The organism is Burkholderia perseverans (genome assembly GCF_022870505.1).
Lineage (GTDB): Bacteria > Pseudomonadota > Gammaproteobacteria > Burkholderiales > Burkholderiaceae > Burkholderia > Burkholderia plantarii.
Map to the genome: position 1 here is coordinate 1,647,936 of NZ_CP045094.1, position 18,979 is coordinate 1,666,914.

18 protein-coding genes and 1 pseudogene are annotated in these 18,979 nt (G+C 70.1%); 11 read left to right on the forward strand and 8 right to left on the reverse strand.

Going from position 1 to position 18,979, the window contains the following annotated elements:
• Window positions 1-68 precede the first annotated feature (68 nt).
• Window positions 69-1,355 (forward strand): annotated as a pseudogene (locus tag BpN12_RS21920) (MFS transporter).
• Between the two features lie 349 nt (window positions 1,356-1,704).
• On the opposite strand, the gene BpN12_RS21925 reads toward BpN12_RS21920, so the two are convergent.
• Complete coding sequence (locus BpN12_RS21925) at window positions 1,705-2,163, reverse strand: GNAT family N-acetyltransferase (RefSeq protein ID WP_246797554.1); 459 nt, start codon at window positions 2,161-2,163, stop codon at window positions 1,705-1,707.
• A 140-nt stretch (window positions 2,164-2,303) separates the two neighbouring features.
• On the opposite strand from BpN12_RS21925, the gene BpN12_RS21930 reads away from it, so the two are divergent.
• From BpN12_RS21930 to BpN12_RS21950, 5 genes are all read left to right on the forward strand, one after another.
• On the forward strand, window positions 2,304-2,966 hold the full coding sequence (locus BpN12_RS21930; RefSeq protein ID WP_055138432.1) for a GntR family transcriptional regulator: 663 nt from the start codon (window positions 2,304-2,306) through the stop codon (window positions 2,964-2,966).
• Window positions 2,950-4,200, forward strand: a complete 1,251-nt coding sequence (locus BpN12_RS21935) for a dicarboxylate/amino acid:cation symporter (protein WP_246797555.1) — start codon at window positions 2,950-2,952, stop codon at window positions 4,198-4,200. The genes BpN12_RS21930 and BpN12_RS21935 overlap by 17 nt, the downstream gene beginning before the upstream one ends.
• Before the next feature lie 452 nt (window positions 4,201-4,652).
• Window positions 4,653-5,396, forward strand: coding sequence for a helix-turn-helix transcriptional regulator (locus BpN12_RS21940; RefSeq protein ID WP_246797556.1), 744 nt, complete (start codon window positions 4,653-4,655; stop codon window positions 5,394-5,396).
• A 471-nt stretch (window positions 5,397-5,867) separates the two neighbouring features.
• A complete protein-coding gene (locus BpN12_RS21945; RefSeq protein ID WP_246797557.1) occupies window positions 5,868-6,110 on the forward strand; it encodes a hypothetical protein in 243 nt (80 codons plus the stop codon).
• A gap of 143 nt (window positions 6,111-6,253) precedes the next feature.
• The gene (locus BpN12_RS21950) at window positions 6,254-6,580 is read left to right on the forward strand and encodes a hypothetical protein (protein ID WP_246797558.1); all 327 of its coding nucleotides are present in this window, start codon (window positions 6,254-6,256) and stop codon (window positions 6,578-6,580) included.
• 12 nt (window positions 6,581-6,592) lie between these two features.
• Here the strand turns inward: BpN12_RS21950 and BpN12_RS21955 are convergent, their stop codons facing one another.
• The 5 genes from BpN12_RS21955 to BpN12_RS21975 form a co-directional block, all read right to left on the reverse strand.
• Window positions 6,593-7,234, reverse strand: a complete 642-nt coding sequence (locus tag BpN12_RS21955) for a DUF1109 domain-containing protein (protein ID WP_246797559.1) — start codon at window positions 7,232-7,234, stop codon at window positions 6,593-6,595.
• A 148-nt stretch (window positions 7,235-7,382) separates the two neighbouring features.
• Complete coding sequence (locus BpN12_RS21960; protein ID WP_246797560.1) at window positions 7,383-7,886, reverse strand: DoxX family protein; 504 nt, start codon at window positions 7,884-7,886, stop codon at window positions 7,383-7,385.
• A gap of 5 nt (window positions 7,887-7,891) precedes the next feature.
• On the reverse strand, window positions 7,892-8,659 hold the full coding sequence (locus tag BpN12_RS21965; protein WP_246797561.1) for an HvfC/BufC N-terminal domain-containing protein: 768 nt from the start codon (window positions 8,657-8,659) through the stop codon (window positions 7,892-7,894).
• Between the two features lie 7 nt (window positions 8,660-8,666).
• Entirely contained in the window at window positions 8,667-9,611 is a 945-nt protein-coding gene (gene bufB, locus BpN12_RS21970; protein ID WP_246797562.1) for an MNIO family bufferin maturase, read from the reverse strand.
• 25 nt (window positions 9,612-9,636) lie between these two features.
• Complete coding sequence (locus tag BpN12_RS21975) at window positions 9,637-9,948, reverse strand: BufA1 family periplasmic bufferin-type metallophore (protein WP_042624587.1); 312 nt, start codon at window positions 9,946-9,948, stop codon at window positions 9,637-9,639.
• 361 nt (window positions 9,949-10,309) lie between these two features.
• On the opposite strand from BpN12_RS21975, the gene BpN12_RS21980 reads away from it, so the two are divergent.
• Window positions 10,310-12,706, forward strand: a complete 2,397-nt coding sequence (locus BpN12_RS21980; RefSeq protein ID WP_246797563.1) for a penicillin acylase family protein — start codon at window positions 10,310-10,312, stop codon at window positions 12,704-12,706.
• A 118-nt stretch (window positions 12,707-12,824) separates the two neighbouring features.
• On the opposite strand, the gene BpN12_RS21985 is transcribed toward BpN12_RS21980, so the two are convergent.
• Window positions 12,825-13,961 carry a TDT family transporter gene (locus tag BpN12_RS21985; RefSeq protein WP_246797564.1) on the reverse strand — a complete coding sequence of 379 codons (1,137 nt, stop codon included), beginning with the start codon at window positions 13,959-13,961 and terminating at the stop codon, window positions 12,825-12,827.
• Between the two features lie 236 nt (window positions 13,962-14,197).
• On the opposite strand from BpN12_RS21985, the gene BpN12_RS21990 reads away from it, so the two are divergent.
• From BpN12_RS21990 to BpN12_RS22000, 3 genes are all read left to right on the forward strand, one after another.
• Entirely contained in the window at window positions 14,198-15,088 is an 891-nt protein-coding gene (locus BpN12_RS21990; RefSeq protein ID WP_246797565.1) for a LysR family transcriptional regulator, read from the forward strand.
• Window positions 15,089-15,571: 483 nt separating this feature from the next.
• Window positions 15,572-15,883, forward strand: coding sequence for a DUF4148 domain-containing protein (locus BpN12_RS21995; protein WP_246797566.1), 312 nt, complete (start codon window positions 15,572-15,574; stop codon window positions 15,881-15,883).
• A gap of 86 nt (window positions 15,884-15,969) precedes the next feature.
• Window positions 15,970-16,740 carry a response regulator transcription factor gene (locus tag BpN12_RS22000; RefSeq protein ID WP_246797567.1) on the forward strand — a complete coding sequence of 257 codons (771 nt, stop codon included), beginning with the start codon at window positions 15,970-15,972 and terminating at the stop codon, window positions 16,738-16,740.
• A gap of 33 nt (window positions 16,741-16,773) precedes the next feature.
• Here the strand turns inward: BpN12_RS22000 and BpN12_RS22005 are convergent, their stop codons facing one another.
• Complete coding sequence (locus BpN12_RS22005; protein WP_246797568.1) at window positions 16,774-17,946, reverse strand: alpha-hydroxy-acid oxidizing protein; 1,173 nt, start codon at window positions 17,944-17,946, stop codon at window positions 16,774-16,776.
• A 445-nt stretch (window positions 17,947-18,391) separates the two neighbouring features.
• Here BpN12_RS22005 and BpN12_RS22010 point away from each other — a divergent pair, with 445 nt between their 5' ends.
• Window positions 18,392-18,964 carry a VOC family protein gene (locus tag BpN12_RS22010; RefSeq protein ID WP_246797569.1) on the forward strand — a complete coding sequence of 191 codons (573 nt, stop codon included), beginning with the start codon at window positions 18,392-18,394 and terminating at the stop codon, window positions 18,962-18,964.
• The last annotated feature ends 15 nt before the right edge of the window (window positions 18,965-18,979 follow it).

Consider the following 18,979-nt stretch of genomic DNA (forward strand, 5'->3'; position numbering starts at 1 on the left):
GCCGCCGCGCTCGAATCGCTCGAACAGCACCACGACAACCAAGACAATCAAGACCACCCGGAGACACGATGACAATCCGCTATCGCTACTGGATCGGCGCGCTGCTGTTCGGCGCCGGCATGCTGAACTACCTCGACCGCGCCGCGCTGTCGGTGGTCGCGCCGATCATCAAGCACGACCTCGGCATCGACGACGCGCAGATGGGCGTGCTGTTCAGCAGCTTCTTCGTCGGCTACTGCCTGTTCTGTTTCGTCGGCGGCTGGGCAGCCGACCGCTTCGGCCCGCGCCGCGTGTTCGGCGTGGCGGCGGCGGTGTGGTCGCTGTTCTGCGGCGCGACCGCGCTGGCCGGCTCGTTCGCGCACCTGATGATCGTGCGCGTGGCGTTCGGGGTGGGCGAGGGGCCGATGGGCACCACCACCAACAAGTCGATCTCGAACTGGTTCCCGCGCAGCGAGGCCGGCCGCGCGGTGGGCTGGACCAACGCCGGGCAGCCGCTCGGCGCGGCGATCGCGGCACCCATCGTCGGGCTGGTCGCGCTGTAGTTCGGCTGGCGCATCTCGTTCGTGGTGATCGCCGCGCTCGGCTTCCTGTGGCTGGCCGCCTGGCTGACCCTGTTCCGCGACGACCCGGCCACGCACCCGCGCGTGTCGGCCGAGGAGGCGCGCGAGATCGTGGCCGACCGCGCCGTGGATGCGGTGGCCGAGGCCGGCACGGCGGGCGGCGGCGAGCGCGGCCTGGTCCACTACCTGCTGTCGCGGCCGGTGCTCGGCGTGGCGCTGGCGTTCTTCAGCTTCAACTACGTGCTGTACTTCTTCCTGTCCTGGCTGCCGAGCTACCTGACCGACTACCAGCACCTGAACATCAAGCAGATGAGCGTGGTGGGGATCCTGCCGTGGCTCGGCGCGACGGTGGGCTTCGCGGCGGGCGGCAGCGTGTCGGACCGCATCTACCGGCGCACCGGCGACGTGCTGTTCGCGCGCAAGATCGTGATCGTGGTGGGGCTCGGCGTGGCCGCCGCCTGCGTGCTGCTGGCCTCGCGCGTGAGTTCGCTCGGCGCGGCCGTCACGCTGATCGCGATCGCGAGCCTGTTCGCGTTCATGGCCCCGCAGGCCTGCTGGTCGCTGCTGCAGGAGATCGTGCCGCGCCGCCGGGTGGGCGCCGCGGGTGGCTTCGTCCATCTGCTGGCCAATCTGGCCGGGATCCTGTCGCCGAGCCTGACCGGCTGGCTGGTGCAGTACGGCGGCGGCTATGAGAGCGCGTTCGTGCTGGCGGGCGCGTCGGCGTTCGTCGGCGCGCTGATCCTGATGTTCGCGGTGCGGCCGGCCGCCGTCGAGCGGCTGCGCGGCGCGGTGTGAGGGGTTCGGCTGGCGCGCCGTCGAAGTCGCGCTGAAACCAGGGCAGGCCGCAGTCGGGACGGGATGAATCGGGCTGGTGGCCCGCCGGCTCCAGAAGTGGTTGCCGCGTGCGGGAACCGGTGCCAGGGGCGCCGGTTTTCGCGGGACCGTTTCCATTCACGGGCATCGCCGGGCCCGCGAGACGGATCCCGTGCGTCGGACACGCGTTTCCGGTTCGCGGCTGTGTGGCGACGCCGCGACAGACGTTGCTGCCGCGCCGGTCGCTTCGCTTCACCCGCCATCGCCGCGCGCCGGCATCCGGTCTACGCATCGATCGACCCGCCGCCGCCTTGCCTCGGCGGCACGCGAATCAGATCGCCATCCACATCCGGTAGAACAGCACGCCCGGTTTCGAGGCCAGCGTCAGCGCCTCGGGATCGCGCGCGAAGCCGAGCGCCTCGTAGAACCCGGCCGCCGTCTCGCGGCCGGTACACCAGAGCGTCCTGCCGCCATGCTCGCGCGCATGGTTCGCGCAGAGCCGCACCAGCACGCGTCCGAATCCGAGCCCGCGCAGCGGCTCGTCGATCGCCATGCCGCGCAGGCGCCAGCCGCCGGCAGGCGCGAACGCGGGATGATCCTCGCGGCACACCGAGGCCACCCCGACCAGCCGCCCGTCGCGCCGGATGCCGAGATGCAGCGTGTCCGCTTCCAGATCGCCGGTCAGGCGCGAGGCAATTTCATCGCCATCGAGCAGTAACCGGGCGCGCAGCGGATAAACGTCGTCGGCGCCGACCATAACAATTTCAAACAGCGAAGCGTGATTAATCATCGAGAATCTGGGCGATAGAGTGCGGTCTTTGAAATCAGTGTTGCCCGTCACATCTGACGGTTGCTCGGCGCTGGCGGTAAGGGTATCCTCGTCCGCGGGCCGATTGCGTGTTTAGCAAAAGACAATACTGCGATCACAGAATGGAAGAAAAAACAAATTCAGACGCCGACCACGCGTATGACGAAATTCGAACACGAATTCTCGACGGACGCCTGGAACCAGGCCAGAAAATCTCACATCGCGGGTTGGCAAGCAAACTCGGAATCGGGCAGATGCCGGTGCGCAGCGCGTTGCAACGCCTGGCCGCCGAGAATCTCGTCACCGTGTTCGACAAGCGCGGCACCTATGTGAACGATCCGACCCGCGACGATCTCCAGCAGATCTTCGAGGTCCGGCTCGCGCTGGAAAGCACGGCAGCCTACCTCGCGGCGTGCCGCGGGCCGACGCCCGCGATGGCGGCCTCGGTGGACCGGATGGAGCGGCTGATCGAGAGCGGCGAGACCGACATCATGGCCGAGCAGCGGATTGGCTGGGTTTTTCATCAGGAAATGTTTCTGGCCGCGAGAAACGAACGGCTGCACAATTTTTATAAATTACTGAGAGCACAGACGCTTGCATTGAATGAATTGCCGCGTCAGGACATCGAGACGGTCCGGCGTGGCACCACGGAACACCTGGCGATTTATTCCGCGATCCGGGACGGGCAACCCGAGGAAGCCCGCGGTCACATGTGGAATCACATCGTAGATGGAACCCCTGCAAGAATCAAATTAATCCGGGCCAGAAATGAATCAAAAGAATAGCAGGACCTCGCTACCCCTGATCATGATCATCGCGCTGATTCTCGGCGCGTTCACTGGCGTTTATGCCCCGCATTTCGCGGCCGACGTGGGCTTCCTCTCCACGCTGTTCGGCCACGCCATCAAGATGGTGGTGATGCCGCTGATCCTGCTGTCGGTGGTGGTGGGCAGCTATCGCGCCGTCGAGCAGCGCCGCCACCTCGGGCGCACGGCCGTGATCGCGATCCTGTTCTTCATCGTCATGACGGTCATTTCGAGCGCGCTCGGGCTCGGGCTCTACTGGCTGTTCCGTCCGGGCCTCGGCGCCTCGACGACGGGCTCGGGCGCGCTGCCCGACCACCTCGCCACCAGCATCGACTGGATCAAGTTCATCACCGACATGGTGCCGCAGAACCTGGTGGCCGCGCTTTCCTCGGGCAACGCGATCCCAGTGCTGGTGTTCGGCGTAATGCTCGGCACCGCGCTCGGCGTCACCGGCGAAGCGGGGCGCCCGGCCATCAACCTGTTCGCCTCGCTGCTGGCCGGCCTGTTCAAGATGGTCGAGTGGATCGTCGCGCTCTCGCCGCTGGCGATCTTCGCGGCGGTGGCCGGGCTGATGAGCAGCCGCGGCGTGGCCGGCCTGATGCCGCTCGTCAAGCTGCTCGGCATCGCGTATCTCGGCATGGCGATCCTGGCCGTGCTGCTGACGCTGATCATCGTGGCCACCGGCAACCGGCCGCTCGCCGTGATCCGCAAGGTCAGCGAGCCGCTGATCCTCGCCTTCACCACGCGTTCGTCGGAAATCACCTATCCGGTGCATCTGAAGAAACTGACGGAAATGGGCGTGCCGCCGGCGATCGCCTCGACCATCCTGCCGCTGTCCTACATCTTCAACCGCGACGGCGCGGTGCTCTATACCGCGCTCGCGGTCGGCTACCTGGCCGACGCCTATCACGTGGCCTGGAGCTGGCCGCTCGCGCTGACGATCCTCGCGCTGACGATCCTGACCATCGACGGCGCCGCGAACGTGCCGTCGGGCGCGATCGTCGCGATCACGATCGTGCTGGCCGCGGTGGGGCTGCCCGCCGAGGCCGTGCTGCTGATCCTCGGCGTGGACGCGTTCTTCGACATGGGCCGCACGGCGATGAACGTCTACGCGAGCACGGTGGCGATGACGGTGTCGCTGCGCCTGTCGAGCGACGAACGGATCACGGCGGCCGACAGCGTAGACGGCGGCGCCTCGTACCGGACCAACTGATCGACGTGTGCCGGCCCCGGGCGCGGGCGCCCGCGTGGCCGGCCGCCGCCGCCGCGCGAGGCATGCCGCGCGACGGCACGGATTCACCCGCCGCGCGCCGGCCGACGGCATCGACCACGGCGGGCGGCGCGTCGGCAAGCGTGACGAGCGGTTGAAGCAGTAGCGGCAGGGCCGGCTTTCCCGAGACGGGAACGACGGCCGCGTTTCGATTGGAAGGATCAAGCAAACTGCGATCGCAGATTCGCGCGATCGTCGGCATGCAGCAGGTGAAGTGAAGACGTGTCCATGACGTCGCGACGTGATCGAGGGCAGCGCAGCCGCTCTCGGACGTCGCAGCTTACCGAGAGAGAGCGTTCGCATGACTGTCCTGACGGAAACCCCGATGCAGCAACCGGCTGCGGCCCGGCGCAGCCCGCCGGCACCGGCGCGGCCCGAGGCGCGAGGTGGGCGCCGTGCGTGAGATCGACCAGCAGAACTATTTCGCCGTGTTCGACGAACTCGAGCACGCACCGGATCGCACCACGCTGCGCAAGATCGTGGCGCGGCTGATCCGGCCGCTGGGCGGCGAGCGCTTCGCGTTTCTGCTGATGCCGGCCGAAGGCGCCACCCATCAGCGGCTCGACGACGACGCGGTGCTGACCGACGCGGCGCCGGGCTGGCTCAGCGGCTACCGCGAGCGGCGCTGGTTCGACGCGGACCCCGGCATCGCCTACGCGCGCCGCACCTCCACCCCCACCACGGCCGGCTCGATCGCGCCGCAGACCGACGGCCAGCTCGCGCTGCGCACGCACGACGCCGCGCACGGCTTCGGCGCGAAGCTGATCGCGCCGGCCCACCTGCCGACGCTGAACCTGGGCGGCGTGCTCTACGTGGGCAGCGCCGCGCCGGCGCGCGAGGCCGAGCCCGCGCTGCACGCGAAGCGGATGTTCTTCCGGCTGATCGCGAACGAGCTGCTGGACTGGCACGCGGGGCAGATCCGCCGCGACGCGGCGCGTTCGCTGGCGCTGACCGAACGCGAGACGGGCATCCTGCGGCTGCTGCGCAGCGGCTATACCGCCCACAACATCGCCAAGGAATTGAGCGTCGCGGTACCGACGGTCTACGGCTATTACAAGCGGCTTAATGAAAAATTTTCCGTAAATCACATTTCACTGACGGTAAAGCGGGCTGCCACGCTGGGTTTGCTGGATCAATAAATGATTCACTTAAAACATGTGCGGTACGGAATCTTTTTTCATCGATAAAGGGCTATCAGACGGCACTGATATTTAATATAGTGGCTGGAAAATTCGGGTGTTACGATACGGGCGCGTTGGCGGGGTACGCCGGCCGGCAAGGCGGTGCGAGCCCTGGGACGGCGCCGCGCGACGCGCGCGCGGATGGCGCCGAAGCCCGCCGCGGCATTCGTGAAATAATCCGTTGTTCCTTGTTTCGATAACCGGACGCCGGCCATGCCGGCGCGGGCGATGGGTGGCGCCAGGCCGATCGAATTGCAGTCAATCACGGAATGCGGTTGATTTTGTATTCAGCATAAATGCCCGAATGAATTGCATGCGAAGCCGAACATAATTGACGATATCGATTGATTGCCGCAGCGCGGCGCGAGGTGGTTCGCCGGCATCACGGCGGCGGGCGCGGCGAGGGGCCGGGTCATCATCGGGAGAGCCATGGAACGTCCATTCAGTCAGGCGCGCCGAAGCGTCGCCGTGACGGTCGAGAAATGCTGTCTGGCCGCGAGCGCGCTGCTGGTCGCCTGTGCCGTCGCGCTGGCGATCCTCGGCGGCTGCACGCCCGACGACGCCGGCATGCAGCAGGGCGCCGTCGCGCGCGGCGATGCGCTGGCCGGCGCGGCCGGGCACGCCGCGCGGCAGCCGGTGGCGGCACCGGGCGCGCCGTGGCGGCACGGCTGAGGCGGACGCGGGCGGAGCGACGGAGATGGCGTGATTGACTGACGGGCGCGGTATCGATGGGGCGGGCAGGACGGCGGCGGCGGCTTGCTTCGTGGTGGCACGGCGATACCGCGCCCGCGATCGGGACAAAGGAGCGAGACCAGATGAACGTGCGGCAGGAGACGCGGACGGCATACGTGGGCGAGGTACACGGCATGCCGCCGGGCAGGATGACGAAGGACGAGATGCGGATCGACGTGCTGTCCGGCCGGATTCACGCGCAGGAGGCGCTGCTGAAGGCGCTGATGGAGATCTGCCCGGACAAGGACGGGCTGCTGCGCCGCCTCGAGACCGAAACGGCGAACATGAGCATGTCGCTGCGCGAGAGCGACTGCTCGCTCTTGATGTACGCGGCCTTCATCGAACATACCGCCGCGCTGCGCGAATGCATCGCCGCGCCGGTGGTGGGCGAGTGCCTGCACGGCCGTTGAGCGGCGCGCGTCTCACCACCTGAGACAGCCGGGCGCGAGCGCCGCGCCGATCGCGGTCGTCAGCACGATCGCCAGCGCGTACCCGATTCCCCAGAACGACAGCGACATATCGGCGCCGTACAGCGAAAACACCAGCAGCCCCTGGGCGCCGGCCAGCAGGCCCGCACCCGCGCCGGCCAGCGCGAGGCGCGTGGGTGCGAGCCCCTTGAGCGCGTGCATCGCCGCCGCGAGCGGCGGCAGCGAGAGCAGCACGAGGTTCGCGGCGGCCAGCCACCCGCTCGTGCCGAGCATCAGCTGCAGCCGGTAGCCGGGCGGCGTGGCGAGCAGCACGCCGCCGCCCGCCAGCAGCATCGTCAGCACCGGCAGCGCCGCCGCGATCCACGCCATGCGCACCGGCGCGCCAGGCCGCCCGAGCCGCTCGGTCAGCTTGATCGCCGCGACGATGAGGCTGAGCGGAAACGCGAGGCGCGCCCAGAACCGCGTGGTCAGGATCACTTCCGGCATGTCGCTGCGGATGCCGTACAGCGCGACCAGCAGCGCGACGCTGCCGGCGAAGCCGGTCAGCAGCGCGCGCTCGATGCGGCGCGCGACGGCGCCGGGCTCGACGGGCCGCAGGTCGGCCGCGAGCCGCGTGACGAGGTCGCGCGTTTTCATCCTGGAGCCGGGGCGGCGGCAAGGCTGCCCGAGCGATGCACGCCATGAGGTTCGCATCGACCATCCCGAACGCCGAGACCGCGCGCAGCGAACCGGCACATGACGGGCGGGCTCGCGCGCAGGTCGGGGCGCGCCGCGCGGAGCCGGCTCACGTGCGCGGCGAGCGATCGCCGAGCAGGCTGTCGAGCGAGATCCGGCCCGGTCCCCAGGCGGCGATGCCGAGCGCCATCGCGGCCCAGGTCAGGTGGACCGGCCAGCCGTCGGGCACCGTCAGCTCCACCACGCAGGTCATCAGCAGCAGGCCGATCGCGGCGAACCGCGTGCCGAGGCCGAGCACCAGCAGCACCGGGAATCCCACCTCGCCGCAGCCCGACAGGAACGCGAACAGCGCCGGCATCGGGAACGGGTAGGGGCCGCCGGGCAGGTGCAGCTGGAACTCGCTCGTGAACAGCTCGATCGCCGTGTCGTTGAGCTGGAACACGCCGCTCCATTTGAGCACGCCCGATTTCCAGAACGGCACCGCGAGCGCGAGCCGCAGCGCGAGTTGCGCGAGCCACGGTTGCGCGAACCATTCGACGGCCAGCCGGGCGCGGCGGACCCATTCGGGGAGGCCGCCGGACAGCGGCCGGGAAGGCGTGCGAGGGGCTGACATGTCGATCAGTCTCCGAGGTGAACGGCGCTGAACACGCCGCTGTCGATCATCGCGGCGAGGTTCGCCGGCAGATCGAACGAAGGGGTGGCATCGAGCGCGATCGCGACGGCCGCGCCGAGCGGGGCGCCGTCGATCAGGGCGGTGAGGAACACGGCGCCGCCGGGCGCGAGGCGCGAGACGATCACGTCGAGATCGGGCCGCGTGACGAGCGCGTCCTCGGCGTCGCCGGAGACGAGCGGCTCGACCGGGCCGTCCTGCTTGTTCATCGCGAAGATCGCGACGGCCGGATACGGCGAGCGCACGATCCGCGTGGCCGGGTGCGCGGTGAACGTCACCTCGGCCAGCACCTCGGGCGCGATCGACGCGAACGCGTCGGCCGCCAGCACCGGCAGGTCGGCCGCGTGATAGGCGTCGAGCCAGGCGCGTTCGATGCGTGCCGTATCGGCCAGCCACGGCATCTCGCGCGCGTACTCGTAGCGCGCGATGAAGTCGGGGAACGCGCGGCCGTATTCGAACAGCAGCGGCGAGACGGGCGGCGTCTCGCGCAGATGGAAGCGCGCCATCGCGCGGAAGAATTCCACGCCGGTGATGCGCTGCACGGCCGGGTAGATCGCGGCCAGCGCGTCGATCAGGCTGACCGTGACGTTGTTGCGATAGACGTTGTAGCGCGTCACGACACCCTTGCCGCCATGCGCGATCACGCCGCGCGGCGCGGCCAGTTCGGGATTCACGAGGCCGGCCGCGAACGCCGATGCGCAGCGATCCGAATCCATTCCAGTTTCAGCTGACATGATCGGACGCCTCCGCATGCGTGTGCGTTTGTGCCGTTGTCCGGGCCGCTGCCGCGGCCGACAGGCGGCGCCGCGCTTCCAGCGCCTCGCCGCGCAGCGTCGGCCAGTCGGGCAGCGCGCTGTCCCATTCGATCAGCGTCGGGAGCGGGCCGGTGCGCGCCAGCACGTCGTCATAGAGCCGCCAGACGGCGTCGGCCACGGCGCGATCGTGGCTGTCGATCAAGAGCGGCGCGCCTTCGTCGTCGTGCTGCGCGGTGTGGCCGGCCAGATGGATTTCGCCGACCCGGTCGAGCGGGAACGCGGCGAGATAGCGTTCGGCCGATTCGCCGTGATTGGTCGCCGAAACGAATACGTTGTTGAGGTCGAGCAGCAGGCCGCAGCCGGTGCGGCGCGCGACGGCGGCGATGAATTCGGTCTCGCTCATCGTCGATGCCTCGAACGCGACGTAGGTGGCGGGATTCTCCAGCAGCAGGGTCCGGCCGATCGCCGTCTGCACCTGGTCGACGTGCTCGCAGACGCGATCGAGCGTGGCCTTCGTGTAGGGCAGCGGCAGCAGGTCGTTGAAGAACGCGCCGTCGTGCGTGGACCAGGCCAGATGCTCGGAGACGAGCGCCGGCTGATAGCGCGCGACGAGGCGGGCAAAGCGGGCGAGGTGGTCGCGATCGAGCGGAGCCGGGCCGCCGATCGACAGGCAGACGCCATGCACCGAGAGCGGATACGCCTCGCGGATCGCCGTGAGCGAGCGATGCGGCGGGCCGCCCGCGCCCATGTAGTTTTCCGCGTGGACTTCGAAGAAACCGCCGGCGAGGCCGTCGTCGAGGATCTCGGCGAGGTGCTGCGGCTTGAGGCTGGTGCCGGCCAGCAGGCCGCGCGGGACGGCCGGCTGGAGACGGCCAGGATCGTGGCCTGCCGGGCTGACGATGGTATGTGCCATGGTCGTCTCCAGTGCCGTGCGCCGCTTACGACTTGATCGGCGTCAGCGAGCCGTGGCCGCCGTTCGGCACGGAGATGCTGGCGCACGTGCCGCCCTGGACGAACTTCCACGAGTTGCCCTGGAAATCGACCGTCGAGGTGCCCTGGCAGGTCGTGCCGGGACCTGCCGCGCAATCGTTCTGGCCTTTCAGCGCGACGCCGTAGCACTTCTCCTTGTGGGCGGCCAGCGCGGCGCTCGCCTCGGCTTGCGTCAGCGGAGCGGCGTGCGCGACCGATGCGAGCAGGCTGGCGACGGCGCCGACGATGAGGGCGGAATTGACCGATTTCTTTGCGGACATGGAGGTTCTCCTGTGAGTGATTGGACGGTACCCATGGTGGGTACGCTGGTTAGTTCGCGGGCCTCTCGAAGCCGGTTACAGCCGATCGTTTTTTTTCGACGAACGGGGGGGGGCCAATGCCGCCGATGAAGCCAATGCAGCCGGTGCGTGCGCTGCGCCTGGCGGCACGACAGTTCGGGCCGGCTGGCGGCGCGCGCGGCGATCGCGCTATGATCAGTCGAATGCCTGGTCCGGGTGCCGCCCGGCCGCGCGCCGAACGGGGTGGCCGGCGCGGGCGACCGGACGCTCGCCGCCGCGCGATGCCGACGGCGTTCGCGATGCCGGCGTGTCCCGCCTTTCTGTGTCATCCATTCGCGATCCCATGACTTTCCGAACGCGCCGCCCGGTGTGGTGGCTGAAGATGCTGGCGAGCCTCGTCGTGCTCGTCGTCGTGCTGGCGGCCGCCGGCGCGTTCCTGTTCCTGCGCGCGAGCCTGCCGCAACTGGACGGCGAGATCCACGCGGCGGGCCTCGGTGCGCCGGTCACGGCCACCCGCGATGCGCTCGGCGTGCCGACCGTGACCGCGCGCGACCGCTTCGATCTCGCCTATGGCGTCGGCTATCTGCACGCGCAGGACCGCTTCTTCCAGATGGACTACCTGCGCCGCAGCGGCGCCGGCGAGCTGGCCGAACTGGTGGGGCCGATCGCGCTCGGCTTCGATCGCTCGCACCGGCTGTTCCGCTTGCGCGCGCGCGCCGAGGCCACGCTCGCGCAGCTGCCGCCCGACCAGCGCCGGCTGCTCGACCGCTACACGCAGGGCGTCAACGACGGGCTCGCCGCGCTGGGCGCGCGGCCGTTCGAATACGTGCTGCTCGGCGCGCGGCCGGCGCGCTGGCGGCCCGAGGATTCGCTGCTGGCGATCTGGGCGATGTACTTCGAGCTGCAGGGCAACCAGCTGCCGCGCGCGATCGCGCGCAACTGGCTCGCCACCCACGCGAGCGCGGCGCAGGCGGCCTTCCTGCTGCCGGCCGCCTCGGCGCTCGACGCGCCGCTCGACGCACCCGCCATCGATCTGCCCGCGCCGCCGCTGCCGGCCAGCGCGCCGGACGGTTTTCGCGCGCCGGCCGCGACCGATGCCGGCCCGGCCAGGCAGCTTGCCGACCTCGAGGTCCGCTCGTCGATCGGCAGCAACAACTGGGTGATCGCGGGCGCGCGCAGCGCGAACGGCGCGGCGATCGTCGGCAACGACATGCATCTCGGCATCGCGCTGCCGAACACCTGGTATCGCGCGGCGCTGGTGACGAACGACGGCACGCAACCGGCGCGACGCGTGGTGGGCGTGACGCTGGCCGGGGTGCCCGCGGTGGTGGTGGGCAGCAACGGCCAGGTGGCCTGGGGCTTCACCGACGGCTATATCGACGGCCTCGACCTGGTGCCGGTCGAGCACGACGGCGGCGATCCGCTCGCGTTTCGCGTCGGCGGCCGGGCCGAGACGGCGCGGCGCTACGACGAGGTGATCCGCGTCCACGGCGCCGCGTCCGTCACGCTGCCGGTGGTCGAGACTTCGCTCGGGCCGGTGCGCGAACTCGACGGGCGGCCCTATGCGATCCACTGGATCGCGCAGGCGCCCGGCGCGGTGAACCTCGAACTCGCGCGGATGGCCGACGCCACGAATCTCGACCAGGCGCTGCGCGTGGCGAACGAATCGGGCATCCCGGCCGAGAACGTGGTGGTGGGTGATCGCGCGGGCGATATCGGCTGGTCGATCGCCGGCCCGCTGCCGGACCGCCGCGCGATCACGGGGGCAGCCGATGGCGCCGACGCCGGCGCATGGCAGGCGGCGCTGCCGCCCGACGCCGTGCCGCGCGTGGTCGATCCGGCGGCCGGGCAGCTCTGGACCGCCAACAACCGCCAGCTGGCCGGCGCGGCCTACCGGCTGATCGGCGACGGCGGCGCGGACAACGGCGCGCGCGCCGGCCAGCTGCGCGACGACCTTGCCGCGCTCGGCCATACCGACGAACAGGCCGCCTACCGCGTCGACCTCGACGATCGCGCGCGCTTCATCACGCCATGGCGCGAGCGCGCGCTGCGCGTGCTCGACGACGCGGCGCTGGCCGGCCACCCGCAGCGGGCGGCGTTCCGCCGGCTGCTGACGCAGAGCTGGGACGGGCGGGCCAGCGTGGATTCGGTCGGCTACCGGCTCGCGCGCGGTTTCCTCTATACGCTGGCCGACGACGTGTTCGGCGGGCTGAACGCGCAGATCAAGCGTGAGGATGCCGAGGCCGCCTACCAGCTTGCGAATCCGCGTTGGGCGGTGGTGCTGGAGCGGTTGCTCGACGCGCAGCCGGCCGGCTGGCTGCCGGCCGGCGCCGCGAACTGGCGCGACGTGCAGCTGGCCGCGATCGACCGGACCATCGCCGACGTCACGCACGACGGCACGCCGCTCGACCAAGCCACCTGGGGCCGGCGCAACACGCTGCGCATCGTGCATCCGTTCGCGGCCAGCGTGCCGCTGTTCGGCCGCTGGCTGAAGGCGCCCGCCGACGAGGTGCCCGGCGACGTCGGCATGCCGCGCGTGGCCGGCCCGAACTTCGGCCAGTCGGAGCGGATGGTGGTGGCGCCGGGACACGAGGCGCAGGGGATCTTCAACATGCCGGGCGGGCAGAGCGGGCATCCGCTGAGCCCGTTCTTCCTGGCCGGGCACGAGGCGTGGGTGAAGGGCGAGGCGCTGCCGTTCCTGCCCGGCGAGACGCGGCATACGCTGCGTTTCGCGCCGTAGGCTCGGGGGGGAGTGGGTCTCGCTGCCGGTCGTGCGGGCCTCGGCCGTTGAAGTCGTGTTCGTGCACGACGGTCGAGCCGGCAGGCGATGCCACTTGCGCACGCCGGCCGCGCCGCCCTCAACCGTGCCGCGTGGCGAGGCACGGCGCCTGGAACATGCGCCCGACCGTGAAGCCGTGCAGCGTGCGGGCCAGCACCAGCAGCCAGAGCATGCCGAGCAGGCTCGCGAACATCACGCCGGCCTCGGTGAACGCGCCGAAGCCGGTGACGCGCGCGAGGTTGAAGGTGGCCAGCGTGTAGACGCCGATCGGAAACGTGAAGCCCCACCAGCCGAGATTGAACGGCAGCCCCTCGCGGCGATAGCGCCACATGAACAGCGTCGCGCAGGCGAGCCACCACAGGCCCGCGCCCCACAGCAGCAGCGCGCCGAACACGCCGAAATCGCGGGCGAGCAGCGCGGCCGGCTGCAGCGCGGTGCCGGCGAACGCGCGCGCGGCGGCCTCGCCGAGCGTGATCAGGCCGAGCGCGCCGGTGCCGATCGGGCCGAGCGTGAGCCAGCTCGTCACGCCGAGTTCGCGATGCGGCAGCTTGTGGATCACCAGCCGGAACAGCACGATCGTCAGGATCGAGAACGCGAGCGGCACCGAGATCGCCCACAGCAGATAGCCGACACCCACCACCACCTGCGCGCTGGCCGCCGGCAGATGCGGGGCGAGCAGCGCGGCGCTGGCCGCGGCCACCTCGGGCGCCACGATCGGCAGCAACAGCGCGGCGGTCAGGCGCTCGAAGCTGTGCGCCTGCACCGTGAACGCCAGGTACGGCACGCCGACGGCCACCAGCACCGACAGCAGCGCATCGAACGCCCACAGCGCGAGCGCGGCCGATGTCGCCGCGTTGCCGTCGTGTACGCCCGCGAACAGCACGATGCCGTTGACGATCGGCGCGAGCCCCATCGGGATCGCGCCGAGGAACATCGACTGCAGCGGGTGATGCAGCAGCGGCCGCACGGTTTCGCCGAACAGCACGAGGCGGCCGACGAACATCGCCGCGAACAGCGCATAGAGCACGATGTCGAGGCGCCAGAGCCAGCCGGCCAGCAGCGTCTTGAGCGGCGACGCGCCAGGCAGCGCGTTGAGCACGAGGCAGACGACGCCGGTGCCCATCGTGATCGCGAACCAGTTCGGCGTGAACTGGCGGACGCTTTCGAGCCAGGCCGGCCGGTGGCGGCGCGAGCGGGCGAGGGTGGGGGATGTCATGACGGTCTCCGTCTGGGTCGAGATGAAACCAGTCTACGAAGCGCCATGCGATAGGAAAAATACATAATTGAGATTGCAGGCATGCTTTATTGATATGCTTTGGCCGCACGAGCGCCCCGTGCCGGCTTTTCGCGGCTTGCCTCACCCAATCCTCGCGCGGCGGGAATAAGCGGCGCGAAACCGTGTTTGCCTGCGCGGGGGCATGCCGTCCCCAACATCCCGACCGAACCCGCCCGATGAATTTCACGCACTTGTTGGCTTTCCACGAAGTCGCCCGCGCCGGCAGCGTGAGCGCCGGCGCCGCGCGGCTGCGCGTGAGCCAGCCGGCCGTCACGCGCGAGATCCGCGAGCTGGAGGCGCGGCTCGGCCTCGTGCTGTTCGACCGGCTGCCGCGCGGCGTTGCGCTGACCGAGGCGGGGCGCCTGCTGTTCGACCATGCCGCGCGGATCTTCGCGCTCGCCGACGCGGCCGAGGCCGAACTGGCCGAACTCGCGGGCCTCGCGGCCGGGCACCTGAAGCTCGGCGCGAGCGGCACGCTCGGCGTCTATCTGCTGCCGGAGCTGATCGCGCGCTTCAGCGCGCGGCATCCGCGCGTGGCGGTGGACCTGACCGTCGCCAACACCGAGCGCGTCGAGGCCGGCCTGCGCGACATGAGCCTCACGCTCGGCTTCGTCGAGGGGCCGTTCGACGCCGCGCTGCTGAACGCACGGCCGATCGGCGCCGACGACATCGCCGTGATCGCCTCGGCGCGTCACCCGCTCGCGGGCCGGCGGCTCGATCCGGCCGAGCTGGCCGCGCGCGCCGTGATCCTGCGCGAGCCGGGCTCGGGCACGCGCGCGATCGTCGAGGATGCCTACGCGCAACACGGGCTGCGCATCGAGCCGCGCATGTCGATCAGCGACACCGAGGCGATCAAGCGGATGCTGGTGGCGCAGCCGGCGCTCGCCTATCTGTCGATGCTGAGCGTGCGCGACGAGATCGCGCGCGGCGAGCTGGTGGCCGTCGAAGTCGCCGGCCTGCGCATCACGCGCGCGCTGCACCTGGTCTGGCCGAAGGGCCGCTCGCTGTCGCCGAGCGCGCAGGCGCTGGTGGATCTGGTGGCGCGGGCCGAGGCGCCGGCATCGTAGACCCCCGGTGGGACAGGCCCGGCGGCGTGCCGGGACGTCGATCGTCGTTTCCGCCTCCGTCGTTTTTCTTCCTTCCGCTTCCCCTCCCGCCGCGTTTCTCGTCCGCAGTTTCCACGTCGATGTAACCAAAACCGCATGGCCCGCGATCTGATGAAGGACGCGCGCAGCCGTTCATGCCGCGTGCGTCGCGAAACCCTCGCGCCGATCCATCACCGCAACGCATGACTCGCCTCGCAACCATGCCGCCAGGCCACTCGTGGCATGCGCAACGAAAAGTTTTCGATGCGATCCGGAATATTCGCCGCGAGATCTTGTTAGCACTTTTGACAGCCTGATCAACGAAGCCTCCCGGCCTGTCGAGCGGAACGAAATCCATCGATTGATCAGGATGTCGAAGTGATTTTTTCACGGTCGAAAGACCGGGCAGCACCGCGAGCGGACGACTTCCCGGCCGCCCGCGCCACCCTTACCAGGAGCACCATCATGAAGAAGCTGACCACCCTCGCCATCGCCCTCTGCGCCCTGTCGGTCCCGGCACTGTCGTTCGCGCAGTCGGGCGCGCCCATCACGCGCGCCCAGGTCTACGCCGAACTCGTCGCGCTGGAGCAGGCCGGCTACGTGCCGTCGGGCGGCGAGAGCACCGACTATCCGGCCGCGCTGCAGGCCGCCGAGGCGAAGGTCTCGGCCGACCAGGCACAGCGCGCGGCGGCCGCGCAAGGCGAGCGCTCGGCCTCGATGCCCGCGGCCGACTGCGTCGGCCCGGCCAGCTACTGCAACGTGTATTTCGGCAGCTGAGCGATGAGGCTCGCGTCGAACCCGCCCCCGGGCTGCCCCGGCCCGCGGACCCGACACCGCCACCCGAACCGCGCGCGAGGCCGCTCATGACCCGCATCCTCACGATCGAACCCGACGCGCCGCTCGCGCGCCGGATCGCCGCCTCGCTGGCGCGCGAGGCCCTGACGGTCGAGCACGCGGCCACGGCGCGCGAGGCGCTCTATCGCGTGACGGGCGGCGGCTACGCGCTCGTGACCGTGACCCATGACATCGCCGACATCGACGGCCCGACGCTCGTCGCGGCGATGCGCGCGACCGGCGTGACGCTGCCGATTCTCGCGCTCGATCCGGACGGCAGCATCGAGCGCTGCGTGCGCATGCTGAAGGCCGGCGCCGACGACTATCAACCGTTCCCGCTCGACTTCGACGAACTCGGCGCGCGCGTCCACGCGCTGCTGCGCCGCCGTGACCGGCCGCCGGCCGCGAGCACGCCCGAGGCCGCCGCGCAGCTGCGGGCGCCGGGCATCGTGCTGGACCGGATTCGCCGCATGGTGTTCGTCGACGCGACGCTCGTGATGCTGCGTCCGACCGAGTTCCGCCTGCTCGAATTCCTGATGCTTCATCCTGATCGCGTCGTGACGCGGCGGATGATCCTCGAGGCGGTCTGGCAGCATCACTTCGATCCCGGCACGAACCTGATCGAAGTCCATATCAAGCAGTTGCGCAAAAAGATTCACGACCCGGAAGGCAAGCGCTTCATTCGCACCGTGCGCCGCGCCGGCTATTACTTCTCGGGCGAGGCAGTGCCGGAGCCTGGCGAAGACGAGGCGCCGCGCCGGCGCATGGGCCTGGCGGCGCAAGGCGTGGCCGCGCAGTGAGCGCGACGGGGTGAGCCGCGATGCGTGCCGCGTTCAGATGCCTTCGCCGGCCGGCGCGCTGAGCGTGGCCGGCACGGCCGGCGCCAGATGCGCGGCCGACAGCTCGGCCACGCTGCGGCAGCCGAGCATCGCCAGTGTGCGATCGACTTCGTCGCACAGGATCTCGAGCACGCGCGTCACGCCCGCCTCGCCGGCCGCGGCGAGCCCGTACAGCGTCGCGCGCCCGAGCATCACCGCGTTCGCGCCGAGCGCGAGCGCCTTCACCACGTCCGAGCCGCGGCGGATGCCGCTGTCCACCAGCAGCGTGCCGTGCGCATCGCAGGTGTGCCGCGCGGCGGCCAGCATGTCGAGCGGGGCGACCGCGTCGTCGAGCTGGCGCGCGCCGTGGTTCGAGAGGATCACGCCGTCGGCGCCCACGTCGAGGCAGGCCGCCGCGTCCCCGGTGTCGAGGATGCCCTTCACGAGCAGCCGGTGCGGCCAGCGCTCGCGCAGCCGGCGCAGGTCGTTCCAGTTGAAGCTCGCGTCCATCTGACGGCGCAGCAGCGCCGTCTTCACCTCGATGCTGGCGTTGTCGTCGGCGCCCACGTTGGCGAGCGTCGGCACGCCGCCGCTGCGCAGCAGCGCGCACGACCAGCGCGGATGCCGGAGCCCGTCGAGCAGCACGCCTGGCGTGTAGCGCAGCGGCAGCGCGAAGCCGTTGCGCAGGTCGCGCTCGCGCTTGCCGTTGAGCGGCACGTCCACCGTGATCACCAGCGTGCGATAGCCGGCTCGCGCGGCGCGCTGCACGAGGCTGTCGGCCAGCTCGCGATGCATCACGTAGAGCTGGAACCACAGCTCGCCGCCCGCTTCGCCCGCGAGCCGTTCGAGCGAGACGTTCGAAGCCGTGGACATCGCGAACGGAATGCCGGCGCGCTGCGCGGCGCGAGCCAGCGCGAGGTCGCCGTCGGGATGGATCAGGCCGTTGAGGCCGGTGGGCGCGATCACGAACGGCGCCGCGATGCGCGTGCCGAGCAGCGTGGTGGACAGCTCGCGCGTGCTGACGTCGGCGAGCCGGCGCGGCACGAACGCGAGCCGCTCGAACGCGGCGCGATTGCGGCGCAGCCCGCGTTCGTCCTCGGCGCCGCCGTCCAGATAGTCGAACACGCGGCGCGGCAGCCGGCGGCGTGCCAGCGTTCGGAAATCATCGACGTTGATCGGTGAAGGCATGGCGTGGATACCGGTGGGACGAGATCGGGCTCGGATGAAGCGCGGCAGCGGATCGGACCCCGGGCCGCCAGGAGCGCACGAGTGTATACGCACCCGCGCGCCCCGGCACGCACCGATGCACACCAACGCGAAACAGTGGCGAATTTTGTGGACGATTTGTTCGCGTGTGCAGGCGCCGCGTCGCATCGCGGGGCGCACGCGGCGCGAGTCGGTGCAACCATCGGCGCGTCGTCGGGCGAGGCGCTAACAGAATGGCCGCCGCGCCCGCACGATACGACCACTGAAACGCGGCCGCTGAAACGATGCGGCCGGCTTCATCAAGAAAAATCACCCAATAGTTTCCCGGGGAGAGCCGGTGCTATCGTACCGGCAACGATCGGGCGCACTGTTGCCGGAAATCCCGGCGCGCAGTGCGCGAACAGAACGAAGAGAGAGAGGGCGAGTCATGCAGAGGTCGCAACCCGCGGCGCAATCGGCTTCATCCACGCAGGCCGGGCAGGGCGAGACGGCCCACGGCGAAACCACGCCGGTTGCGCCGGGCCTGGACTACCGCGCGATCGACCACATCGCGCTGGCGGTGGTCGACCTGGAAGCCGCGGTGCAACTGTTCACCCACGTGCTCGGCTTCCGGCTGATGGCGCGGCGCCATATCCAGGGCAGGAAAACGGGCATGCGCTCGGCCGAACTCGAATCGGGCGGCGGGCTGAAATTCGTGCTGTGCCAGGGCACCGAGCCCGAATCGCAGGTCTCGCGCCTCGTCAGCGAGTTCGGCCCCGGCGTCGCGCACATCGCGCTCGAAGTGGACGACGTCGCGCAGACCGTCGACGAGCTGCGCCGGCGCGGCATGGGCTTCGACACCTCGGTGATCGAGGGGCCGGGCCTCACGCAATCGTTCACCTCGCGCGACCGCAACACCGGCCTCAGCTTCGAGATCATCAAGCGCAACGGCGAGCACGGTTTCGTCGACGACAACATCCAGTCGCTGTTCGATCAACTGGAAAAATCGGACTCCTACTGAAGCACCGCCGGCACG